The organism is Streptomyces sp. NPDC058697, from assembly GCF_042715345.1.
GTDB lineage: Bacteria > Actinomycetota > Actinomycetes > Streptomycetales > Streptomycetaceae > Streptomyces > Streptomyces liliifuscus.
Genome location: NZ_JBHXSU010000007.1, coordinates 62880 through 85458, shown reverse-complemented (window position 1 = coordinate 85458; position 22579 = coordinate 62880). Strand labels below are relative to the sequence as shown.

Sequence of the window (22579 nt, the reverse complement as noted above, 5' to 3'; positions counted from 1 at the left end):
CCCTCCCGAATCGGGAGCGATTGGTATGCCAAGCGACGGACCTAGACGGAAAGGCCGTGTCATGAAGTTCGCAGTGATCGGCGGTACCGGACTGATCGGTTCGCAGGTCGTCACGAAACTGAACGACGCCGGGCACGACGCGGTGCCCCACTCCCAGACCACCGGAGTCGACGTCATCACGGGCAAGGGCCTGGAGCAGGCCGTGGAGGGCGTCGACACCGTCATCAACCTGACGAACTCCCCGACCTTCGACGAGGCCTCCCCGGCGTTCTTCCAGACCTCGATGGACAACCTCCTCGCGGCCGCCGGGAAGGGTGGCGTCCAGCACTTCGTCATCCTCTCGATCGTCGGCGTGGACCAGGTGCCCGAGCTGGACTACTACCGGGCCAAGGCCCTCCAGGAGGACATCCTCAGGGCCGGGCCGGTCCCCTACTCGATCGTCCGGGCGACCCAGTTCATGGAGTTCGTCGACGCGGTCCTGTCCTGGACCACCGACGGCGACACCGTCCGCCTGCCCGCCACACCGATCCAGCCGATCGCGGCCAAGGACGTCGCCGCCGCGGTCGCCGAGGTCGCCGCGGGTTCACCCCTGCGGGGCATCCACAACGTCGGCGGCCCCGACGTCTTCCACCTCGACGAGCTCGGCCGGATCACGCTGGCCGCCCACCCGGACGGCCGCACGGTCACGACCGACGACAGCGCGGGCATGTTCGCCGCCGTCAAGGGTGACGTCCTCGTCGCCCCGAAGGACGCGCACATCGCGCCCACCCGCTACACCGACTGGCTCTCCTGAACCCGTTGGGCGGCCCCGACCGCGGGTGAGCCACGACGGCCCGGCTTGCCCGCGGTCACCGCCGAATGAACACTATGAACGCAAATGATCAAGCCATGGGTTTTCAGCCTGCCTCTCCTTAGCATCGGCCGCGTCGCGCAACGGTGCGCCGATGAGGAGAAGGAGTACGCCCATGGACCGGCCGAGACTCGGAACGTCGGGTACCCGTGACATCCGCTATGGGGCCAAAGGACTTCGACGCCGCCGTGCCGCGATGGCCGCGGGCCTTGCGGGAATTCTCGTCGGCACACTCGCCGGAACGACATCGGCCTCCTCCGCCCCCTCCTCAACCGCGGGCGGACCTGCTTCCGTGGAGTGCCCAACCACTCTGACCGGAAAGGCCACTTGTTACACGGGGCGGGATTCCAACGGCGCCTATTACGCGATCGCCGTCCCGAAGGATTGGAACGGCTCGCTCGTGATGCACGCGCACGGAGGGCCCGACCTCGGCGCGGACTCCGACCCGGACCGCAGCATCGGCGATCTGGAACGCTGGTCGGTGATGGTCGACGAAGGCTATGCGTGGGCCGGTTCGTCGTATCGCCGGGGCGGTTACGGAACGCGGATGGCCGCCGCCGACACGGAGAATCTGCGCCGCCTGTTCGTCGAGGAGTTCGACAGGCCGAGGCGGACGTACGTGCACGGTCAGTCCTGGGGCGGCAACGTCGCCGCGAAGGTCGTGGAGACGTACGGCGCGAAGAAGTACGGCCCCTACGACGGCGCCCTGCTCACCAACGGCGTGCTCGGCGGCGGCTCACGCGGCTACGACTACCGCGTGGACCTGCGGGTGGTCTACCAGTACTACTGCCAGAACCACCCTCGCCCCACCGAGCCCCAGTACCCGCTGTGGGAGGGGCTGCGGGCGACCTCGACCATGACGAGCGCGGGACTGCGCGCCCGCCTGGAGGAGTGCACGGGATTCGCCTCCCCCGCCGAGCAGCGGACCGCTCTGCAGCAGCGCAATCTGGACGACATCCTCGCGGTCACGGGCATTCCGGAGCGCACCCTGGAATCGCATCTGCGCTTCGCGACGTTCACGTTCCGCGACATCGTGCACAACCGGCTCGGCGGGCGTAATCCCTTCAGCAACAAGGGAGTTCGCTATTCCGGGTCCCATGACGACAAGGCGCTCAACGCGGGTGTCGAACGGTTCGCCGCGGATCCGACCGCCGTTCGCGACCTGTCGTACGACAGTGACCTCACGGGCAAGGTCTCGATTCCCGTGCTCACGCTCCACGCCATCGACGATCCGACGGCTTTCGTCGAGCACGAGGCGGCCTATCGCGACAGCCTTCGGGGCGCGCACCGGGAGAAGAGGCTCGTGCAGTCCTTCACCCGGGAAAGCGAGCACAGCGGGCTGAGCAATTCCGAGTACGCCAACTCGATCTCGGCTCTGGCCACTTGGGTACGCACCGGAGAGAAGCCGACTCCGAAGTCGCTCGCGGCGTCCTGCGGCGCGTTCGACAAGAGGTACGGCAGCGGCTGTTTCTACGACCCGGGTTTCTACCCCCGTTCGTACGCCACGCGGGTCAACCCCCGTCCGGGCGGGCTGCGTTGGCCTGCCATGAGCGCCGCCCAGGAGAAGTCCTGGAGCCGGATCAACGGCGTGGGCATCGCTCCCTGAACGTGCAAGTCGCCCTCGGGCAAAAGCTCCGCCTCCCGGCGGCACGGAGGGTGCCGGCCGGGAAGCGGAGCCGCAGGTGTGCGCTACGGCACGAGGACGATTCCGCGCGCGTCCGTCAGGAGCGACGCGAGCGGGCCGCGAACACCGCACCGGCGCCCAGGGCGATCACCACGGCAGCTCCACCGGCGATCAGGCCGACCGGCGCGCCGGCGCCCGTCTCCGCCAGCGGCGGCGTGCTGTCGCTGGGCGACGGCTCCGGGGTGGTGGGCGGCTTCGACGACAGCGGCGGCACGTCCGGTGTCGTGGGAGGCGTCGCGGAGGGCTTGGGGGTGGTCGGCGGAGTCGTCTCCTCCGCGGGCGGGGTGCTGCCCGCGGGGGTCGACGGGGTGGGCTCCGACGGGGTCGGTGTCGGGCTGGGCGAGTCGGACGGGGCATCGGCACACGCCTTCTCGCCGCCGTTCCACGCCGCTATGAGGTGGTAGGGAGTGTTGACACCGTCGGGCTGGTAGGGGGCGGGGCCATGACCCTCCCCGGTCTTGCCGTCGTAGGCGATGTCGTCGCCGTACAGGTCGATCTGGCCGTAGCAGTCGGGCAGCTTCACGGCCAGCTTCTGCCAGGTCCGCTTCGCGTCGTCGTCGCCGGCCACGTCCGCGGCGGTGAGGTAGACGGTTGCCTTGTCCACCATGGTCTGGCGACCGGAAGTCGCCCAGTTCGGTCCCTCGGTGGTGTATTCGGCAAGGGAGACGGGGTACTTGCAGCCGTCCGCGACCTTCTGGCCGGGGGCCAGCCGGACCTCGACGGGCCCGGGGACGGTGTCCCAGGAACGGAATCCGCCCTGCGAGGTCCAGTCCGCGCCCACGACACCTCCGTCGGCGCCGACGATGCGGTACTGGACGGTCGCCGACTGGCACGTCCCGCCGGGCGTGGCGCTTGCGACGCCTGCCCCGAACACGGGCACGGCGGCGACTGCGAGGAATGCGGACGCTGCGAGGGCAGCCGGAATCCTGGGTTGTTGCGAACGCGACAAGATGGGCCTCTGTGGATCGAAATGTGTGGGAGGTGGCTGAGCGCACGTGACCGACGCGGGCGGACGCAACGAAGGCGTGCGCGACCGAGTCACTCGCGCCACTTCACTCGCTTCAGACACAGCGGAGTGGAGTGATCCGAATTCTTGTCACCTTTCACAACTCTCGTCAATCCTTCACGAGTTCACCATGTTTCGACTTGATCACGACCCGCGTTCTCCGGCCGGAAGGGACGTGACACGGAGGCGGCCAGCGAGGCGGGAGCGGGCTCCGGGGGCCCCACGGGACCGAGCCGAAAGATGCGGCCGTGGAACCGAATGATGCGGGAGGTATTGACGCTCCTGACGGGGCCTCTAACATCCAAGGCCCACGCACCAGGCACGACAGCACCCGCATCACCCGTACCGGCAAGGCTCTCCCCACACGCCACAGTTCCGGACGAAGAGCGCACCTGGTGTTCGTGCGGCGAGCCCCGACCTCCCCTGGGAGCCCGCATGTCCGCACTCGTTCATGGCTTACGCCCGCACCATCGGCACACCCACCGCGGCCGCCGCGCGGCCCTGGTCCTCCTGCTGGGTCTGGCGATGTCGCTGCTCGCCGTTCCCACGCGGTCGTACTCCGCTCCGCCTCCGAAGGAATCGGGGGTCGCGGCGCAACTTCCGAGCAGCTTCCGGTGGTCGTCCAGCAGCCTGCTGATCTCACCCAGGCCCGACGCGAGTCACCCCGTCGTCTCCGTCAAGGACCCGACGGTGGTCCAGGCGAACGGCAAGTGGCACGTCTTCATGACGACGGCGAACACGGCCGGGTCCTGGAGCCTCGCCTACACGAGCTTCACCGACTGGTCGGGGGCTTCGGCGGCCCCGCTCACCTACCTGGACACCAACCCCAACATCGGCACCGGCTACCGGGCCGCCCCGCAGGTGTTCTACTTCGCGCCCAAGAACCTGTGGTACCTCGTCTACCAGACCGGCCCGCCCTCGTACTCCACGAGCACGGACCCCGGCAACCCGCAGAGCTGGTCGGCGCCCAGGACGTTCCAGAACGCCGCCCCGTCGGGCACGCTCGACTACTGGACCATCTGCGACAGCGCCATGTGCTACCTGTTCTCGGCGGACGACAACGGCCACGTGTACCGCTCCGAGACCACCGTCGGCGAGTTCCCGGGCGGCTTCCGCAACACCCAACTCGTGCTCCAGGACGCCAAGTTCGCCCTGTTCGAGGGCGGCGCCGTCTACCGCGTACAGGGCACGAACACCTATCTGCTGCTGTGGGAGGCCATCGGCAGCGACGGCAGGCGGTACTACCGCTCCTTCACGGCCCAGGGACTCACCGGTCAGTGGCAGCCGCTGGCGGCCACCGAGGCCAATCCGTTCGCCCGCTCCACCAACGTGACGTTCCCCTCCGGCGCGTGGACCAAGGACATCAGCCACGGCGAACTCATCCGCGCCGGCAACGACCAGACCATGACGATCAACCCCTGCCGCCTGCAGTTCCTCTACCAGGGCCTGAACCCCTCGGCCGGCGGCACCTACTCCCAACTCCCCTATCGCCTCGGCCTGTTGACCCAGACCAACTCGGCCTGCTGACCGGCCGCGGGCCTTCGCGCAGGCGGAGGCCCGCACGGCTCGCGGCTGCGCCCCGCCCGTTCAGTGGTCCCCTTCCGGATCGACGTGCGGCAGGATCCGGTCGAGCCAGCCCGGCGTCCACCAGGCGTGCCGCCCGAGCAGGGTCATGACGGCCGGAACGAGCAGCAGGCGTACGACAGTTGCGTCGATCAGCACACTCACGGCGAGGCCGAGTCCAAGCATCTTGACGACGATGTTGTCGCTCACGATGAACGCGGCGAAGACGCTCACCATGATCAGGGCGGCGCAGGTGATGACACGCGCGGTGATCTCCAGGGCGTGCGCCACGCTGGCCTTCGCGTCCCCGGTGCGCAGCCAGGCCTCGTGGACACGCGACAGCAGGAAGATCTCGTAGTCCATGCTGAGGCCGAAGATGATGGCGAACATCATCATGGGTACGTAGCTCTCGATGGGCACCTTGCCCGACACGCCCAACGCCGGTCCGCCCCAGCCCCATTGGAAGACGGCGACGACCACGCCGTACGAGGCGGCGATGGAGAGGACGTTGAGGACAGCGGCCTTGAGGGCAACCAGCAGTCCGCGGAAGACGGTCAGGATGATGATGAAGGCCAGGGCGACGACCACCGCGATGATCAGCGGGAGGCGCTCGGCGACGATGTCGCGGAAGTCGACCTGGGCGGCCGTGGTGCCCGTGACATAGCCCTTGGCGTCGGTGCCCTTGACTGCCTGGGGCAGGGTCTGGTCGACCAGGCGGTTCGTCAGGTCGGTGGTGTCCGCGCTCTGCGGGGCCTCCTTGGAGTAGACCGTGCCCACCAGCACGTCACCGTCCTGGGTGGGCGTGAGCTGTGTGCTCGTGGCCGCGCCCTGCACATCGGTGAGGGACTTCTGCGCCTGTGTCGCCAGCGACGAACGCTGGTCGGACGGTACGGAGGTCTGGTCGATGACGACGGTCAACGGACCGTTGGAACCGGGTCCGAAGGCGTCCGACATGAGGTCGTAGGCGCGTCGGTCCGTGAACGACTTGGGGTCCGCGCCGTCGCCGATGTGGCCGAGCTGGATCGAGAACACCGGGATCGCCAGGACCAGGACCGTTGCGGCTCCGCCGGCCAGGAACCACCAGGGGCGGCGCTCCACGCGCTGGGCGTAGCGGTGCCAGGTGCCCTGGACGGGTTCGCCCGGGGCGGCGTTCGTCTCCGCGACGGGGCGGCGCACCCGGTAGCGGTCGATGCGGTGGCCGATGAGCCCGAGCAGAGCGGGGACGAGGGTCAGCGCGCCGGCGACGGCCGAGACGACCGTCACGGCCGCGGCCACGCCCAGCAGGCCGATGAAGCTGACTCCGGAGACCGAGAGACCGGCCAGGGCGATGATCACCGTGCAGCCGGAGACGAGTACGGCCCGGCCGCTGGTGGCGGTGGCCCGGCCCGCCGCGCGGACCGGGTCGTCGCCGTTCATGAGGTTCTGCCGGTGGCGGGTGATGAGGAACAGCGCGTAGTCGATGCCCACGCCGAGGCCGATCATGGTGGCCAGCGTCGGGGACACCGTGGCGAAGGTGAAGGCCGAGGCGAGCAGCCCCAGGCAGGCCAGCCCTCCCACGGCGCTGATCAGGGCGGTCAGCAGCGGGATGCCCGCCGCGAGGACGCTCCCGAAGCCGACGAGCAGGACGACGATCGCCACCGCGAATCCGATCAGCTCGCTGACCCGGTCGTCGGGGGCGGGTCTGGCGAGTTCACCGAGGGGGCCGCCGTACTCGACGTCCACGCCCGCCGACCTCAGGGACTTGACCGAGCTGTCCACCCCGTCGAGGTACGAGTCGCCGAGGGTCGACGGCTGTACGTCGAAGCGGATGGTGATGTATCCGGTCTTCCCGTCGCTGGACAGCGGGCCCACGTTCGGCTGCTGGGACTGCCCCGAGGACTGCTGCGACGACTGCTGGGAGGAGGCGGCCGTCAGCGGGTTCTGCGCCGAGAGGACGTGAGGAAGTTTCTGCAGGTCGGTGATCGTCTGACTCATCTGCGAGCTCACCGACGTCAACGACTGCTTGTCGTCGTGCAGCACGATCTGGCTGCTGTAGCCGCCCGCCGCCGGGTCGTGCTCCTTCAGCACGTCCAGGCCCTTTTCCGACTGGACCCCGGGAAGCTGGAAGTTGTCCGAGTAGTCTCCGCCGAACGAGCGTTCCAGCACCTGCAGGGCGGCCAGCACGACCAGCCAGGCCACGATGACGATCACGCAGTGCCGGGCGCACCACTCCCCCAGCCTGCGCAGCAGCCCGGGTGCACCCTGCCCATCCCCTGTACTGGACCCCGTTGGTGACATGGGCTGCTCCCGGAGTGAATGATCACGATTTTCCCCATTAAACGACGCTTTGATCGCAGCGTCATATGGAGCGTCAGGTGGAGGCAGGGGCCCGTCGAGTGGTCCAGGAGTCAGGGACCCCTGGCGGCTTCGGCGGCCAGCCACTCGCCGAGGGCGTCGAAGTCCGCGTCGGTGAGGCCCCGGCGCGGGTCGACCCGGTACAGCAGGGCGCGCCCGCGATGATGTGCGCGGACCCAGGCCCGATCGGTGTCGGTGATCTCGTCGTCGACCCAGACGAACGCACGGCCGGCCGCCCGGTCGACCAGGGCGCGGGTCTTCCAGTGCAGTCCGCGCCGCGCGTCCCGTTCGGCCTCCTCGTCGTCCGGCTCGGGCCAGTTCACGACGGCCAGTTCGGGGAGACCGAGCCGCGGGGCGACGGTCTCGTTCGCCTCGGCCATCCAGGTGGTGGCCCAGACCAGCTCGCACGGCAGAGCCGTCAATCGGGGACCGTGCTCGGGGTTGATCCTGGCCAGGAGCGGATTCTCGTCGGACCCTGCCGAGTCCGCCCTTGCCTGGTCCGTCCCTGTCGGGTCGGTCCCATACGTCGGATACCCGCCCGGGTACTGCCCCGATGCCGCCCCGAAGGGGATGAGCGGACCGTCGACATCGAGGAAGAGCAGTGGACGCTCGATGGGTCCGGTCATGGCCGCACAATAGCCGCCCTTCCGGGAAATCGTCACACGACTATTCGCACAGTTCCCGTTTCACGGAGTCCATGAGGCGGATAAGCTCGTCCCATGCCCAAGATTGAATCCACACCCCGCGTTGCCCTCAAGAAAATAACCCCCGACGTGTCCGGAGCAATGGGCGCGCTGCACGGCGCGGCCGTTCTGGCGGCGCAGGACGCCAAGATAGAGCCGGAACTCCTCGAACTCATCCGGATTCGCGCCTCACAGATCAACGGCTGCGCGTTCTGCATCGACATGCACACCAAGGACGCCCGTGCGCAGGGCGAGACCGAGCAGCGCGTGTACGCGCTGAACGCCTGGCGGGAGACGCCCTTCTTCAGCGAACGGGAGCGCGCCGCGCTGGCGTTGACCGAGTCGGTGACGCTGGTGCACGACGGGCACGTCCCGGACGAGGTCTACGCGGAGGCGGCCGAGGTCTTCGACGAGGCGCAGATCGGGGCACTGATCTGGGCGGCCACCGTCATCAACGCGTACAACCGCATCGCCATCGCGACACGGATGGTTCCGGGCGCTTATCAGCCTGCCCAGAAAAAGGCCTGAGTGATCCCAGAGATCACCGAGAAGCGATCTCCGAAATTTACTGAATACGGATATGGATAATCGCGCCGGGCCGAATGTATTCGGTCCGGCGCAACCTTTCTCTCTCTATCGAATCAAACGGCGGGCAGGGGCTCCATCAGCCCGTCCAGCCATTCCCGCCATTCCTTGGCGAAGATGTCCTGGCCCGCTTCCATCGGCCGGCCCTCCCAGCCGGTCACCGGCCGGATTCCGTGCAGGGCGTTCACCAGCCACACCTCCCGCCCGGCGAGTTGTTCAAGGGTCCGCTCGCGGTGGGCCATCCGGATCCCGCTCTGCACGGCCCGCTCCTGGATGAGACCGGTGGTGACACCGGCCAGGATCGGCAGTTGCTGCGGGGGCAGGCACAGGGTGTCGTCCTCCCACCACAGGACGCTGGAGGTCGCCCCCTCCAGCACCAGTCCCGAGGGCGCGATCAGCACCGCCTCCTCCGCGCCTTGTCCTCTCGCCCGCTGCCGGACCCGGGCCAGCACGTCCAGATCAGGTCCCTTGCGGCGCGGCACGGTTCTCGGATCGGGCTGGCCGGCCGCCCACACGCGCACTTCCGGAGCGATCGGCGGCGCGTACCGCAGGAGCAGCCTCAACTGGAGGGATCCGGCCACGAGTTCGACACGCGGGAACCACGATCCCGTACGGGGCAGCGCGGCCGTCATGTCCCTCCAGAACTCGTCGAGTTGGTCGGGGGACGGTCCTCCGCAGTCGCCGCAGGACCGTAGGAACCGCTCTCGGTGCCGGTCCAGTCCGCGCACCTGCCCGTCCCGGACGAGCCAGGAGTCCGCGACCAGGAGCTGGGTGTCGGCCGCCAGGCCGGCGATCAGACCACGGCCGGGCATCCATGCCAACAGCCCCTCTGCGGTTGCCGGTTGTGTCATCAAAGGAACTTTCTCCTCTCGGTACGTCCGTGAGTACGTCCGTCAGTACGTCCGGTGCTCAGATACTCCGGTCAGTACTTCCGGTACTCCGGTCAGTACTTCCGGCCGGCGCTCGCCGGTGATCCGTGCCTGGGACCGTACGGTGCGTGTTCCAACCAGGCTCCGCACCAGGGCAGTACGGGTGCCAGGGCGGCCGCTGCCCACTGCTTCGCCCGTACGGTCCGGCGGCTGGGCCGCAGATGGTCCAGGGCGGCACCGGCCGCCGCGCTGTTGAAATGGGCCGCCGTCCGCCGGGCCGCCGCGAACTCCGCGACCGCCTCCCTGGTGCCGGCGGCCACGGCCGCCGCCGCTGCCGCCGCGTCCGCGATGCCGCTGTTCATGCCGCGGGCGCCGAAGGGCGGGAACAGGTGGGCCGCCTCGCCGACGAGCAGCACCCGGTGCTCCTCGTCGGTGAAGGCCGCCGCGACCTTGCGGAGGAAGTGGTACGTCGACACCCACAGGATCCGGTCGGCGTACCCCTCCCCCACGACCGCGGGCAGCCATCGCCGTACCGCCTCCTCGGTGCCGTAGGACTCCTGCGCGTCGTCGTCGCGGCACTGCAGATCGACCTGGAAGCCGCCGGTGAACGGCACGCGCATGACGCTGCGGCCGCCGACGCCGGGATGCTCGTAGTGGAAGACCCGCTCCAGCGGCAGGTCGGCGCCGGGGATGTCGGACACGTCCACCACGACGTGGAAGCCCTCCGAACGGGTGCCTTCCATGGGGATGTCCAGCTCCCGACGGACCGCGGAGCGGGCGCCGTCGGCGGCGATGACGTGGGTGCCCGTCCAGCCGCGTCCGTCCTCGCTGCTCACTTCGACCGAGGAGTCGGTGACCTTGACTCCCGTGACGCGCGCGCCCCAGGCGAAGTCCACGCCGGCTGCCTCGCAGGCGGCGAGCAGGAACCGCTCGGTGTCCACCTGGCGCAGGCTGGTGAACGGGGGCGGGAAGGAGGGCGGCGGGAACGTCTTGGCGTACACCTCGCGGCCCCGGTACAGGGTGCGTCTGGTCTGCCAGGTCCGCCCGTAGGACGTGATGCGGGCGGCAAGTCCCGGACGCATCCCTTCGAGCAGTTGCAGGGTCTCCTTGTGGACGAACAGGGCGCGGCTGCCCGGCCGTTCGCGTCCCTGCGGGTCCGCTTCCACGAGGGTGACCGGGAGTCCGTGGGCGCGCAGGCCGAGTGCGGCCGACATGCCCACGGGTCCGGCGCCCACGACGATGACAGGGCTCACGTCAGGCGCCGCCGGGATGCTTGGCGGTGGCGGTGGCGGTCGGGCTCTCGGTGAGCATGCGGGTGATCTCCACCCGCTTGACCTTCCAGGTGGAGGTCATCGGCAGCTCGTCGAACCGCCACTGCCGCGGGTAGGTCATCTTGGGGAGGTCGGCGGTCGCCTCGTGCCAGCGTTGCAGGTCGAGGGGCTGTTCGCCCCGGACGACCACAACCGGGACCGGCTCGCGGTCGACGCCGGGCACGATGACGACCTCGCGCAGTTCGTCGAGGCGGGACATCAGCGTGTCCTCGATCTCCAGGTTGCTGTGCACGGAGTCGATCTGGTCGATCTCGCGGTCGATCAGATAGAGGGCGCCCCAGCGGTTCCGGTAGCCCATGTCGCCCATCTGCCACCAGCCGTCGCCCAGTTGACGGTCGTACTGGTCCTGGGCGCCGAGGTAGGTGAGGATCCGGCCCCTGGTGCGTGCCTCGATGCGGCCCGCCGTCCCGGGCTGGTTGCGCCGTCCGTCGCTGTCGGCGATCCGGACCCGGGTGAATCCGGGGATGCCGATACCGACACGCCGGCCGTCCGCCCTGGCCGCGCTGCGGCGCGTGTACCACTGGAAGGCGACCGGGCCGGTCTCGCTCTGCCCGTACAGCTGCATCAGCCAGGGCGAGCGCCGGTTCGACGCACCGAGCAGCCGCTGCACGGTGCGCGGGTGGATCGCGTCGAAGGTGCTGCCGTACGAGCGGACGCGGGCCAGCGGTGCGCCGGGGGCGTCGGCCAACTCCTCCCAGAGCACGAAGGTGTTGGGGTGGGTCTCGACGATGCCGGGGCGGTGCCGGGCGAGCAGTGGACCCGCGGCGGCGGGCTCGGGGTCCGTGATGAACAGCAGCGGGCTGCCGAAGTGCAGTAGCACGCCAAGCAGATGGTAGAAGCGCGAGTGCACGAAGGACATGTGCAGCGCGGCCGTCTCGCCGCGGGTGGGCCAGCCCATGGCCTTCTGCGGTACGAGCCGGTTCCACATGGTGTTCGGGCAGTGCACGGCGAGCTTGGGGGTGCCGGTCGTGCCCGAGCTGTGGGTGATGAGCGCGGGTTCGCGCGGGTGCAGCCGGACCGGCCCGTGGGGCGGGGCGCCGGCGTACTTGTCCAGCGGGACCGCTCCGGGCGCGTCGTCCACACTGAGGGTCTGCCGGACGAGCCGGGCGACCTCGATGTCCTTGAGCGGTCCGGTGAGCTTCGCCCGGTCGGTGACCAGCCAGGGCTCACGGAGCCGCTGCAGGAGCTGGCCGACGACGGGGCCCTGCAGGCCCGGTGAGAGCAGGACGGGGACGGCGCCGATCCGGGAGACCGCACAGGTCAGCAGGACGATGTCGACGTTGTCCGTCTTGTGGACGACGACCTGCTCGGAGGGCCGGACACCGGCCTCCCACAGCCGCCCGGACAGGTCCTCGACCAGGGCGGCAAGGACCGGATAGCTGAGGTCGAGACCGAGGTCGGGGTTGACGTCCAGCGGCCGGTCCAGGGTGACCGGGACGGCTCCGTGCCGGGCGGCGGCCTGCTGGAACATCGGGCCGAGATAGAACCCGCGATCGGAGAGCAGGGACTGCGGCTGTGGCATGTGCCCTTTCCTTTCTGGGGTGTTCGCGGTCATGGCCACGGTCACCACGCTCCCTGGCGTACGAGGTGGCGGCGGAGCTTGCCGGTCGGGGTGCGGGGCAGTGACGGCACGACGTGGACGGTTCTGGGGGCCTTGAAGGGGGCGAGGTGTTCGCGGGCCAGGGCGATGAGTTCGGCCTCCAGACCGGACCGGCTCGCCGCGAAGGTGGGAGCCGTCGAGGGCGACACGCCGATGACGACGTAGGCCCGCAGAGCGGTCGCGCCGCGGTCGTCGGTGACGGCCGCCACGGCGACCTCGCGTACCGCCGGATGCTTGCGCAGCACGGCCTCCACCTCCAGCGGGGAGACGGTGATGCCGCCGACCAGCTCCATGTCGTCGGTGCGGCCCAAGTGCCGGTAGGTGCCGTCCGGTTCGCGCCGTGCGCGGTCCCGGGTGTTGAGCCAGCCGTCGACGAGGACACGGTCCGTCTCCCCGGGCAGGTTCAGGTATCCGGGTGTCAACGTCGGCCCCTTGACCCAGAGTTCGCCCTCCGAGCCGTCCGGCACCGGGTGTCCGGCGCGGTCGCGCAGCTCCACGTCGAAGCCGGGGACCGGGCGGCCGACCGTGCCGGGGGTGTTGGCGTCGAAGCTGTTGGCGCAGAAGGCGTGCCCGGCCTCCGTCGAGCCGATCTGCTCCAGGACGGGTGCGCCGAGCAGTTCGGTGACGCGCTCGCCGAGTCCGGCGGGCATGCCCTCGCCGGCCGACACCGCCGCGCGTACGGAGGCGAAGCAGGCGGCGTGTCCGTCGGCCCGGTCGGCGACCAGGGCCGCGTACGCGGAGGGGACGGAGTAGAGCAGGGTAACCCGGTGGCGGGCGACGAGTTCGTCCACGGCGGCGGGCGAGGGGCGCCGGTCGACCAGTACGGCGGAGGATCCCGAGAAGAGCGGGAAGACGAAGGCATTGCCGAAGCCGTAGGCGAAGAACAGCTTCGACACCGAGAGGGTGACATCGTCCGGGGTGATGCGCAGCAGCGGGTCGCCGATGAGCTCGTGGTACGTCCCGGGGTCGCCGTGGCAGTGCACAACTCCCTTGGGGGTGCCGGTCGTTCCGGAGGTGTACTGGATGTAGAGCGGGGTGCGCGGTCCCGCCGGGTGGGCGCCGGTGGTCGGCGGTGTGCTGCGGGTGAGCGCGACGAGCTGGTCGGCGCCCAGGCGGGTCCGCCCGGCGAACCGCTCCTCCAGTCCCGGCCCGGTCACGCACAGGGCGGCTCCGGCGTCCTCGGCCATGAACTCGAGGTCGGCCGCCGGCAGTTCGGGATTGACGAGAACCGCGACCGCGCCGAGCCGGGCGGTGGCCAGGAAGGCCGTGACCCAGGCGAGGGAGTCGGGCAGCGCGAGCAGCACCCGGTCGCCGGGGCAGACACCGTGGTCGGCGAGAACGCTGGCCGCGCGGGCGGCGAGGTCGTGGACCTCGCCGTGGGTCCAGGCCCGGTGGCCCTGGTGGAAGGCAGGCCGGTCGGTCCAGCCCTGGCCCTCTGCCAGTGCGGCCAGTCCGGAGGCGAGGTTCCCGGCCTCGGTCTCGGGAACACCGGCCGTGTCGGTGGGGCTCGGGGCGGAGGTGGTCGTGGGCGTCATCGGATCTGCTCCTGCAGGGAGACCGGCTCGGCGGTCGTGGACTCGCGGAGGGCGCGTAACTGTGCGGCGGTCTTCAGCAGCATCTCGTCGTACTCCGCTTCGGGTTCGGAGCCGAGGACGATGGCGCCGCCCGCTCCCAGGTGCATCCGGCCGCCGGTGAAGACGGCGGTGCGGATGACGATGTTGAGGTCGGCTCCACCACTGCAGCCGAGATAGCCGATGGCTCCGGAGTAGACCCCGCGGGCGGCGGTCTCCAGCGAGTCGATGATCTCCATCGTGCGCAGCTTGGGCGCCCCGGTCATCGAGCCGCCGGGGAAGCAGGCGCGTACGCAGTCCACGGCTTCGGTGCCTGCGCGTAGGCGGCCTTCGACGGTGGAGACGAGCTGGTGCACGGTGGCGTAGGTCTCGGTGGCCATGAGGCGCGGCACCCGGACCGTTCCGGTCTCGCAGACCCGGCCCAGGTCGTTGCGGAGCAGGTCGACGATCATCAGGTTCTCGGCGCGGGTCTTGGCGTCCGCGGCGAGCGAGTCCCTGAGCCTGGCATCCTCCTCCGGCCGGTCGCCGCGGGGCGCGGTGCCCTTGATGGGCTTGGCCTCGGCGACGCCGTCCCGGGTGATCCGCAGGAAGCGCTCGGGGGACGCGCCGGCCACGGTCAGGTCACCGAACTGCAGGAAGGCCGCGTAGGGCGCCGGGTTGATGCGCCGGAGCACCCGGTAGTAGGCCAACGGGTCGGGCGGCGCGGGTAGTTCGGCGGCGTTGGTCAGGCAGATCTCGTAGCTCGTGCCGGCGTTCAGCTCGCGCTTGCAGGCCTCGATGTCGGCGAGGTAGGTCGCGCGGTCGCGCACCAGCCAGGGTTCGGCGGCGTGCAAGTCCGGCTCGGACGCGGGCGGCGGGGTCGCGGCGGGCCCGGCCGCCGACACGAAGCTCAGCTGCGCCACCGCGCTGTCGAGCCAGTCGGCGGCGTCCCGTGCGCCCTGCGGGGTGTTCTCCGCCAGGCAGACGGCGTAGGTGAAGCCGTCCTGGTGGTCGACCGCGATCAGCCGGTCGGCGAAGAGCCAGGAGGCGTCCGGGGTGTCGGCCCGGTGACGGTTCGGCGAGCCGCAGTCGGCCTTGAGCTCGTAGCCGAAGTAGCCGACGTATCCGCCGGTGAAGTCGAAGGGCAGCTCGCCGGCGTCCACCCGGCGGGTCGCCAACTGCCGCTTCAGATAGTCGAAGACGCTGGCCCGCACCTTGCGCGGGGGCCGCCCGGGCCGCTCGACCTCACAGACACCGGACTCGACGTCGTACCGTACGAACTCGGCCAGCGGACCGGTGCCGTCGCCGAAGAACGAGAAGCGGGACTGCCCCTCCTCGACCCGCGAGCTGTCCAGCCAGAACGCCCTGGGCGCGTCGGCGCACATCCGGGTGAAAGCCATCTCGGTGTCCACGGCGGTCGCGATCCGGCGGGTGTGCAGCCGGTACCCGACGGGCGCGGAGCGCCGGGGGCGGGGTACGAACGCCGTGGCGGCGGCGCCTTCGGTACGGGACTCCCGTGTACGGGACTTGGTCAGGCGGACCCCGCGACTGCGCGCCGCCGTGAGGCCCCGGAAGTTCAGGAACAGCCGGTGGCCGTACTCGGTGAGGATCGACTCGGGGTGGAACTGCACACCCCACAGCGGCCGGGTGCGGTGCCGCAGCCCCATCAGGACGCCGTCCTCGGCCCAGGCGGTGCCCTTGAGGCTCGCCGGCAGCGGTTCCCGTACGGACAGCGAGTGGTAGCGGACCGCGGTGAAGTCCTGCGGGAGTCCGCTGAACAGGCCCTCGCCCGTGTGCCGGATTCTGGAGAGATGGCCGTGCCGGGGCTCCGGTGCGGCCGTCACCCGGGCGTCCTCGCCCGCCGCGATGCCCTGGTGTCCGAGGCAGACGCCGAGGACGGGGATCGTGGCCTCGGCGATCACTGTGGCACTGATGCCGAAGTCGCGGGGGCGAGCGGGGTGTCCGGGTCCCGGGGACACCACGACGTTGTCGAATCCCAGGAGGTCCGGAAGAGCGCCGGCCGGGGCGTCATTGAGGATCACCACCGGCTCCTCGCCGTTGACCTCGGCAATCAGCTGGAACAAGTTGTATGTGTACGAGTCATAATTGTCGATGAGCAGGGTCTTCACCCGCCCACCCCCCTTTGGTCGTTCTCAGCCTTGTGCAGCCCGTCGTTTGTGCCGTCCACGGATCGCCTGCAGCGGCGGGTACAGCCATTTCTTGAAGAAACGCTGAAGCCGCGGCATGAGAATCCACGTGACAATGGCCGTCACGGCCAGGCAGAGGAACAAGGTGCGGATGAGAGGGTTGAAGTCACCGAGGTAAGGAAGCACCAGCAAATTGAATATGAGCACAGGAGGGAAGACCGCACTCATATTCACGAACCATAACTTCCACTTCGGTGGCGGACGTGGTGCCGCCGCGGTCGCGGAAGGAGTTTCGGTCAGGGACTCGAACCAGGCTTTCGATCCCCGCACGGTCCGTCGGCCCGTCTCACGGGCCAGCGTCTCCCCACGGGCCTGCCACTCCGCCCGCTCGACCGAGTTGTCCCAGGCCAGGGCGGAACCTTCACTGGTGAAGCGGTAGACCACATGCCACTCCGCCTCTCCGTCGACAAGTACGCCACCGCCGAGGAAGCCCGGTTCCTGCGCGGTCGCACGCAGCACGCCCCACCCCCATGAGTGGAACTCGGCCTCGCGGCCCGGTACCACTCGATACGCGACGGTGACGGTAACGGGATTCCTGGTCACGCCTCTGAATACGGAAAGGGAAGACCTGATGTTCAACTCTCAACGGAGTTTTTGCGCCCGGCCGGGAAAGCTGCCGTTTGTCACCGTTCTGCCCGCCTTGGCAGCTTTTGTCACGCGGTACTCCGGGTAACATTCGTGAATTCCCGAAACCGCTTGCCGGGTTCTCGAACAAAGCGGCACCATCGGTCTCGGGGGAACCGTTCGCAGTCGACGTGAAGAGCCGAACGTCGAGCCGAATGAGCCGGATCTGAGCCGGATCCGAAAGAGCAAGAAGGAGACCCATGTCCAGGTACGACTGGAGCATGACCCACGAGGGAATCGACCGGGTGCGCGCCGAGATCGAACCGGCCAGAAAAGAAGTGACCGCCCATCCGATTTACCAGCGGATAAGCACCCGGGAGGACATGGCGACCTTCATGGAGCACCATGTCTTCGCGGTGTGGGACTTCATGTCGCTGCTGAAGTCCCTCCAGCGGGAGCTGACGTGTGTGGACGTCCCCTGGGTGCCGCGCGGCTCACAGGTGAGCCGACGCCTCATCAACGACATCGTGCTGGTGGAGGAGAGCGACGAGCTGGACGGCGGCTTCACCAGCCACTTCGAGCTCTACCGGGGCGGCATGGCCGAGGCGGGGGCGGACACCTCACGCCTGGACACGTTCCTCGCGCTGCTCGGGGAGGGCCATGACGTGCAGGCGGCGCTGCGGGCTGCCCAAGTACCGGGCCCCGCCGCCGAGTTCGTCACCACGACGTTCGGGATCATCCTGGACCGGCCCCTCCACTGCCAGGCGGCGGCCTTCGCCTTCTCCCGGGAGGACCTCATCCCGGACATGTTCGACCAGGTCATCAAGAAGGAGGGTTCCGACCGGTTCCCGGTCTTCTGCGACTACCTGGCCCGGCACATCGAGGTGGACGGCGAGGAGCACACACCCATGGCCATGGCCATGGTGGCGGACCTCTGCGGCGACGACGACACCCGCTGGCAGGAGGCCGCGGAAACCGCGGCCCTCGCACTGGAGGCCAGGTCCCACTTCTGGGACGCGATCGTAGAGGCCATGGAGAGCGTGGCCGACTGAGTCCAAGCGGTTCCGCTGCGGTCCGGCGCGCCCCAGAGGGGCGCGGGGAACTGCGCGCCCAGCCACAACGCACCCGCAGACAACCAACCGGCCCCCACCAAACCGCTAGCGCGGCGCCCCCGTACTGTCCCGCACCACAAGCCGCGTAGGCACAAGCGTCGTCCCGTGCTCCGCCGCATCGTGCCGCATCTGCCGCAGCACTCCTTCGACACACCGGCGACCCACCTCGGCGAAGTCCTGGTGGACGGTGGTCAGCGGCGGCAGGAAGGAACCCGCCTCGGGGATGTCGTCGAAGCCGATGACACTGACGTCCTCGGGCACGTACCGGCCCTGTTCGTGCAGGGCCCGCAGCAGGCCCAGCGCCATCTGGTCGTTGGCCGCGAACACCGCCGTGCACTCCGGCTGTGCGGCGAGTTCGAGGCCGGCCCGGTAGCCGGACTCGGCCGACCAGTCGCCGCGTACCAGCGGCGGCGCCGTGCAGCCCGCCTCGGTGAGTTCGGCACGCCAGGCGTCGGCGCGGCGCTGGGCCGCGAAGGACTCCTCGGGCCCGGCCAGGTGCCAGACGGTCTCGTGGCCGAGGTCGAGCAGGTACCGCACCGCGGTACGGGTCCCGCCGGCCTGGTCGGTGTCGACCACGGTGTAGCGGTCGCCGGCGTCCGAGTCGGCCACGACGACCTGGATGTGGGGCGGCAGGGTGAGGGCCACCGCGTCGAGCAGGTGCACTTCCAGGATGACGATGACGGCGTCGACGGCCAGCTCCCCCAGCCGGGAGAACGCACCGCGCACCTCGTCCTGCGTGGGAACGGCGACGGGCAGCAGGGTGACCGCGTACCCCTCGTGCGCCGCCGAGGTGGCGATCGCCTCCAGCGTGCGCACGTTGCCCGTGGTGGAGAGGCCGAAGGTGATGACGCCGATGGTGCGGAACTCGCCGCGCTTGAGCGCCCGGGCGGCGCTGTTGGGCCGGTAGCCCAGTTCCTGCATGGCCGCCAGCACCTGCTGCCGGGTCTCCTCGTTCACACCCGCGTAACCGTTCGACACTCGCGAGACGGTCTGCGAGGAGACGCCCGCCAGCCGGGCGACATCCGCCATGGACGCGCTCTGCGTCCGGCGGGAAGCCCGTTTTCCGGCCCGTGCCGACGCCTTCGGCCTGCTCACCGAGGCGCTGTCCGCTGTGTCCACCCGTCTCCCTCGCTGTCCGAGCCGCAGTTTCCTCAAATGACCCTTGACCACCGTCAACGGGGCAGTGTAGACATGCCGCCATCAGATGTTTACGTAAACATAACAGGCCCAGACCTGCTTCGGGACTGGATGTTTACGCAAACATCAGCGGCGCACGACGCCGGGTTCGCGAGAGGGACGAGCGAGGAACGACATGACGACGCTACAACCGCCGGCGGCAGCCAAGCGGCGCCCGGACCGGCCTCCGGCGAAACGGGACCGTCGCTCCTGGACGGGGTGGGGTTTCATCGGTCCCTTCGTGGCCGTGTTCGCCCTCGTCTTCCTGGCCCCGATCGTGTACTCGATCTATCTCAGCCTGTTCCGGGACCAGTTGATCGGCGGCACCACCTTCGTCGGCCTGGACAACTACACACAGGCCCTCAAGGACGAGCAGTTCTGGGACTCGCTCGCACGGGTCTCGCTCTTCCTGGCCGTACAGGTTCCGATCATGCTCGGCATCGCCCTGCTGATCGCCCTCGCGCTGGACAGCGGGCGGCTGTACGGCAAGGACTTCTTCCGCATCGTGATCTTCCTGCCGTACGCCGTGCCCGCCGTGGTCGCCACCCTGATGTGGGGCTTCATGTACGGCACCAAGTACGGACTGGTCGGCGACATCAACTCGGCCTTCGGTGTCACGCTGCCCGACCCGCTCTCGTCCGACCTGGTCCTGGCGTCGATCGGCAACATCGTCACCTGGGAGTTCATCGGCTACAACATGCTGATCTTCTACTCCGCGCTACGGGTCATCCCCAACTCGCTCTACGAGGCCGCGGAGATCGACGGTGCCGGGCAGTTCCGGATCATCAGCGCCATCAAGCTCCCCGCGATCCGCGGTGCCCTCGTCATCGCGACGATCTTCTCGATCATCGGCAGCTTCCAGCTCTTCAACGAGCCGGCCATCCTGCGGCCGCTGGCGCGCAACGCGATCACGACGGACTTCACCCCGAACTTCTACACGTACTCGCTGTCCTTCAACGGCCAGCAGCACAACTACTCCGCGGCGGTCGCCATCATCATGGGCCTGATCACCATGGTCATCGCCTATGTCGTGCAGCTCCGCGGCATGCGCAAGGGAGCGTGAACATGAGCAGCTCCGTCACCACCGCCTCCCCGACCGCACCCGCTCCGAACTCCGGCGGCTCCAAGGGCGCGCCGCGGCTGCGCACACGCAAGGGGCACGTTCCCGGGCGTCCCAAGCGCAGTGTGCTGCTGACCGTCCTCACCGGCCTGATCCTGCTCTACACCGTGGTGCCCCTGGTGTGGCTGGTCATCAGCGCCACCAAGACCCAGGAAGGGCTCGGGGACTCGTCCGGGCTGTGGTTCAGCAGCGACTTCGCCCTCTGGGACAACATCAGCGAGACGTTCTCGTACCACGACGGCATCTTCGTCCGCTGGCTCCTGAACACCCTGTTGTACGTGGTGCTCGGTGCCGGTGGCGCCACCCTCCTGGCGATCCTGGGCGGCTACGCGCTGGCGAAGTTCACCTTTCCCGGCAAGCGCGCCGTGTTCGCCGTGGTCATCGGTGCCGTCGCCGTCCCGGGCACCGCGCTGGCGGTGCCCACCTTCCTGATGTTCAGCAAGATGGGGCTCACCGACACCCCGTGGGCGGTGATCATCCCCTCGCTCGTCTCGCCCTTCGGCCTGTATCTGATGTGGGTCTTCGCCACCGAGGCGATCCCCAACGAACTGATGGAGGCCGCCCGGATCGACGGAGCGGGCGAGATCCGCACCTTCTTCCAGGTGGCCCTGCCGCTGCTCGCCCCCGGCACCGTGACCGTGCTGCTGTTCACCACGGTCGCCACCTGGAACAACTACTTCCTGCCGCTGATCATGCTCAAGGACCCGGACTGGTACCCCCTGACCCTGGGTCTGGACGCCTGGAACAACCAGGCCCAGACGATCGGCGGTGACGTGATCTTCAACCTGGTGATCACCGGCTCGCTGCTCACCATCATCCCGCTGATCGCCGCGTTCCTGCTGCTGCAGAGGTTCTGGCAGTCCGGGCTCGCCGCCGGAAGCGTCAAGGAATAACCCGCCCTCAAGGCCCCCTCGGTCCCGCCTCTTTCACCTTCATCTCCTCACCCTCACCCTGTCCCACCCACGAAGAAGTGGAAGCACCTCCATGCGCAGAACCACACGCCGCCTGATGCGCGGCCTCGCCGTCCTCTCCGTCCTCGCCCTGGGCGCGACCGCCTGCGGCGGCTCCGACGACGACAGCTCCGGCCAGAAGCCGGTCTCCGCCGACGACATCCAGGCGGCCCTCAAGAAGGGCGGCTCGGTCACTGTCTGGGCCTGGGAGCCCACGCTCAAGTCGGTCGCCGCCGACTTCCAGAAGAAGTACCCCAAGGTCAAGATCAACCTGGTCGGCGAGCGCTCCGGCGACAAGCACTACACCGCTCTGTCGAACGCCATCTCGGCCAAGAAGGGCGTCCCCGACGTCGCGCAGGTCGAGTACTTCGCGCTGAGCCAGTACGCCCTCACCAAGGGCCTCAGCGACCTGGCCCCCTTCGGTGCCGACAAGCTCAAGTCCAAGTACACCCCCGGCCCGTGGAACGCCGTGAGCGAGGGTGACAAGGTCTACGGCCTGCCGATGGACTCCGGCCCGATGGCGATGTTCTACAACAAGAAGGTCTTCGACAAGCACAAGATCGCCGTCCCCACCACCTGGGACGAGTACGTCGAGGCGGCGCGCAAGCTGCACAAGGCCGACCCCAAGGTCTACATCGCCAACGACGCCGGCGACGCCGGTTTCACCACCAGCATGCTGTGGCAGGCCGGTTCGCGTCCCTACAAGGTCGACGGCACCAAGGTGTCGATCAACTTCGACGACGCGGGCGCCAAGAAGTACACGGACACCTGGCAGAAGCTGATCGACGAGAAGCTCGTCTCGCCGATCAACGGCTGGACCGACGACTGGTACAAGGGCCTGGGCGACGGCACCATCGCCACCCTGACCACCGGTGCCTGGATGCCCGCCAACTTCGTGACCGGTGTGCCGAACGCCGCCGGTGACTGGCGCGCGGCGCCGATGCCGGCCTGGACCAAGGGCGACAAGGCGACGGCGGAGAACGGCGGCAGCTCGCTGGCCCTGCCCGAGCTGGGCAAGAACAAGGAACTCGCCTACGCCTTCGTCGAGTACGCGAACTCCGGTGACGGCGTCGCGACCCGCATCAAGGAGGGCGCCTTCCCGGCGACCACCGCGGAGCTCCAGGACAGCGCGTTCCAGAACAAGGAGTTCGAGTACTTCGGCGGCCAGAAGGCCAACGAGATCTTCGCCGAGTCGGCGGCCAACGTCGCCTCCGACTGGTCGTACCTGCCCTTCCAGCAGTACGCCAACTCGATCTTCAACGACACCGTCGGCAAGGCCTACGTGGGCAGCACCAAGCTCTCCGCCGGCCTGAAGTCCTGGCAGGACGCCTCCATCAAGTACGGCAAGGAACAGGGCTTCACCGTCGACTAGTCCGACACACGCCCCCACGCCGC

The 22579-nt window shown here is 69.1% G+C and carries 18 protein-coding genes; 8 read left to right on the top strand and 10 right to left on the bottom strand.

What is annotated here, in order from left to right; all coding sequences use genetic code 11:
• Positions 1–61 precede the first annotated feature (61 nt).
• Together ACFWXQ_RS18680 and ACFWXQ_RS18675 are read left to right on the top strand one after the other, a co-directional pair.
• Positions 62–793 (top strand): SDR family oxidoreductase, encoded by a 732-nt coding sequence (locus ACFWXQ_RS18680; protein ID WP_383950431.1) that lies wholly within the window; start codon positions 62–64, stop codon positions 791–793.
• A 172-nt stretch (positions 794–965) separates the two neighbouring features.
• Complete coding sequence (locus ACFWXQ_RS18675; RefSeq protein WP_383950429.1) at positions 966–2456, top strand: hypothetical protein; 1491 nt, start codon at positions 966–968, stop codon at positions 2454–2456.
• 115 nt (positions 2457–2571) lie between these two features.
• Here the strand turns inward: ACFWXQ_RS18675 and ACFWXQ_RS18670 are convergent, their stop codons facing one another.
• Complete coding sequence (locus ACFWXQ_RS18670) at positions 2572–3414, bottom strand: hypothetical protein (RefSeq protein ID WP_384087171.1); 843 nt, start codon at positions 3412–3414, stop codon at positions 2572–2574.
• A gap of 561 nt (positions 3415–3975) precedes the next feature.
• Between ACFWXQ_RS18670 and ACFWXQ_RS18665 the strand changes: the two genes are divergently transcribed.
• Positions 3976–5067, top strand: coding sequence for a non-reducing end alpha-L-arabinofuranosidase family hydrolase (locus ACFWXQ_RS18665; protein ID WP_383956208.1), 1092 nt, complete (start codon positions 3976–3978; stop codon positions 5065–5067).
• A 60-nt stretch (positions 5068–5127) separates the two neighbouring features.
• Here the strand turns inward: ACFWXQ_RS18665 and ACFWXQ_RS18660 are convergent, their stop codons facing one another.
• Entirely contained in the window at positions 5128–7380 is a 2253-nt protein-coding gene (locus ACFWXQ_RS18660; RefSeq protein ID WP_383956205.1) for an MMPL family transporter, read from the bottom strand.
• A gap of 110 nt (positions 7381–7490) precedes the next feature.
• On the bottom strand, positions 7491–8063 hold the full coding sequence (locus ACFWXQ_RS18655) for an HAD domain-containing protein (protein ID WP_383956203.1): 573 nt from the start codon (positions 8061–8063) through the stop codon (positions 7491–7493).
• Between the two features lie 93 nt (positions 8064–8156).
• On the opposite strand from ACFWXQ_RS18655, the gene ACFWXQ_RS18650 reads away from it, so the two are divergent.
• The gene (locus ACFWXQ_RS18650; protein ID WP_386268605.1) at positions 8157–8648 is read left to right on the top strand and encodes a carboxymuconolactone decarboxylase family protein; all 492 of its coding nucleotides are present in this window, start codon (positions 8157–8159) and stop codon (positions 8646–8648) included.
• Between the two features lie 113 nt (positions 8649–8761).
• Here the strand turns inward: ACFWXQ_RS18650 and ACFWXQ_RS18645 are convergent, their stop codons facing one another.
• The 6 genes from ACFWXQ_RS18645 to ACFWXQ_RS18620 form a co-directional block, all read right to left on the bottom strand.
• On the bottom strand, positions 8762–9556 hold the full coding sequence (locus tag ACFWXQ_RS18645) for an aminotransferase class IV (RefSeq protein ID WP_383956560.1): 795 nt from the start codon (positions 9554–9556) through the stop codon (positions 8762–8764).
• Positions 9557–9648: 92 nt separating this feature from the next.
• Positions 9649–10827: an FAD-dependent monooxygenase gene (locus tag ACFWXQ_RS18640; protein WP_383956563.1), complete on the bottom strand. Its 1179-nt coding sequence runs from the start codon at positions 10825–10827 to the stop codon at positions 9649–9651.
• Position 10828: 1 nt separating this feature from the next.
• Positions 10829–12427, bottom strand: a complete 1599-nt coding sequence (locus ACFWXQ_RS18635) for a class I adenylate-forming enzyme family protein (protein WP_383956565.1) — start codon at positions 12425–12427, stop codon at positions 10829–10831.
• A 41-nt stretch (positions 12428–12468) separates the two neighbouring features.
• Entirely contained in the window at positions 12469–14040 is a 1572-nt protein-coding gene (locus ACFWXQ_RS18630) for an AMP-binding protein (RefSeq protein WP_384087152.1), read from the bottom strand.
• Entirely contained in the window at positions 14037–16184 is a 2148-nt protein-coding gene (gene pabB, locus ACFWXQ_RS18625) for an aminodeoxychorismate synthase component I (protein ID WP_383950580.1), read from the bottom strand. Before pabB ends, ACFWXQ_RS18630 begins: the two co-directional genes overlap by 4 nt.
• A 24-nt stretch (positions 16185–16208) precedes the next feature.
• Positions 16209–16805, bottom strand: a complete 597-nt coding sequence (locus ACFWXQ_RS18620) for an antibiotic biosynthesis monooxygenase (protein WP_383950577.1) — start codon at positions 16803–16805, stop codon at positions 16209–16211.
• 281 nt (positions 16806–17086) lie between these two features.
• Between ACFWXQ_RS18620 and ACFWXQ_RS18615 the strand changes: the two genes are divergently transcribed.
• On the top strand, positions 17087–17878 hold the full coding sequence (locus ACFWXQ_RS18615; RefSeq protein ID WP_383950574.1) for a DUF3050 domain-containing protein: 792 nt from the start codon (positions 17087–17089) through the stop codon (positions 17876–17878).
• A 105-nt stretch (positions 17879–17983) separates the two neighbouring features.
• On the opposite strand, the gene ACFWXQ_RS18610 is transcribed toward ACFWXQ_RS18615, so the two are convergent.
• Complete coding sequence (locus ACFWXQ_RS18610; protein WP_383950571.1) at positions 17984–19057, bottom strand: LacI family DNA-binding transcriptional regulator; 1074 nt, start codon at positions 19055–19057, stop codon at positions 17984–17986.
• 193 nt (positions 19058–19250) lie between these two features.
• Between ACFWXQ_RS18610 and ACFWXQ_RS18605 the strand changes: the two genes are divergently transcribed.
• The 3 genes from ACFWXQ_RS18605 (at position 19251) to ACFWXQ_RS18595 (ending at position 22556) form a co-directional block, all read left to right on the top strand.
• Complete coding sequence (locus ACFWXQ_RS18605; RefSeq protein ID WP_383950568.1) at positions 19251–20177, top strand: carbohydrate ABC transporter permease; 927 nt, start codon at positions 19251–19253, stop codon at positions 20175–20177.
• A 2-nt stretch (positions 20178–20179) separates the two neighbouring features.
• Complete coding sequence (locus ACFWXQ_RS18600) at positions 20180–21127, top strand: carbohydrate ABC transporter permease (protein WP_383950565.1); 948 nt, start codon at positions 20180–20182, stop codon at positions 21125–21127.
• Between the two features lie 91 nt (positions 21128–21218).
• Positions 21219–22556 (top strand): ABC transporter substrate-binding protein, encoded by a 1338-nt coding sequence (locus tag ACFWXQ_RS18595; protein WP_383950562.1) that lies wholly within the window; start codon positions 21219–21221, stop codon positions 22554–22556.
• Positions 22557–22579: the final 23 nt, after the last annotated feature.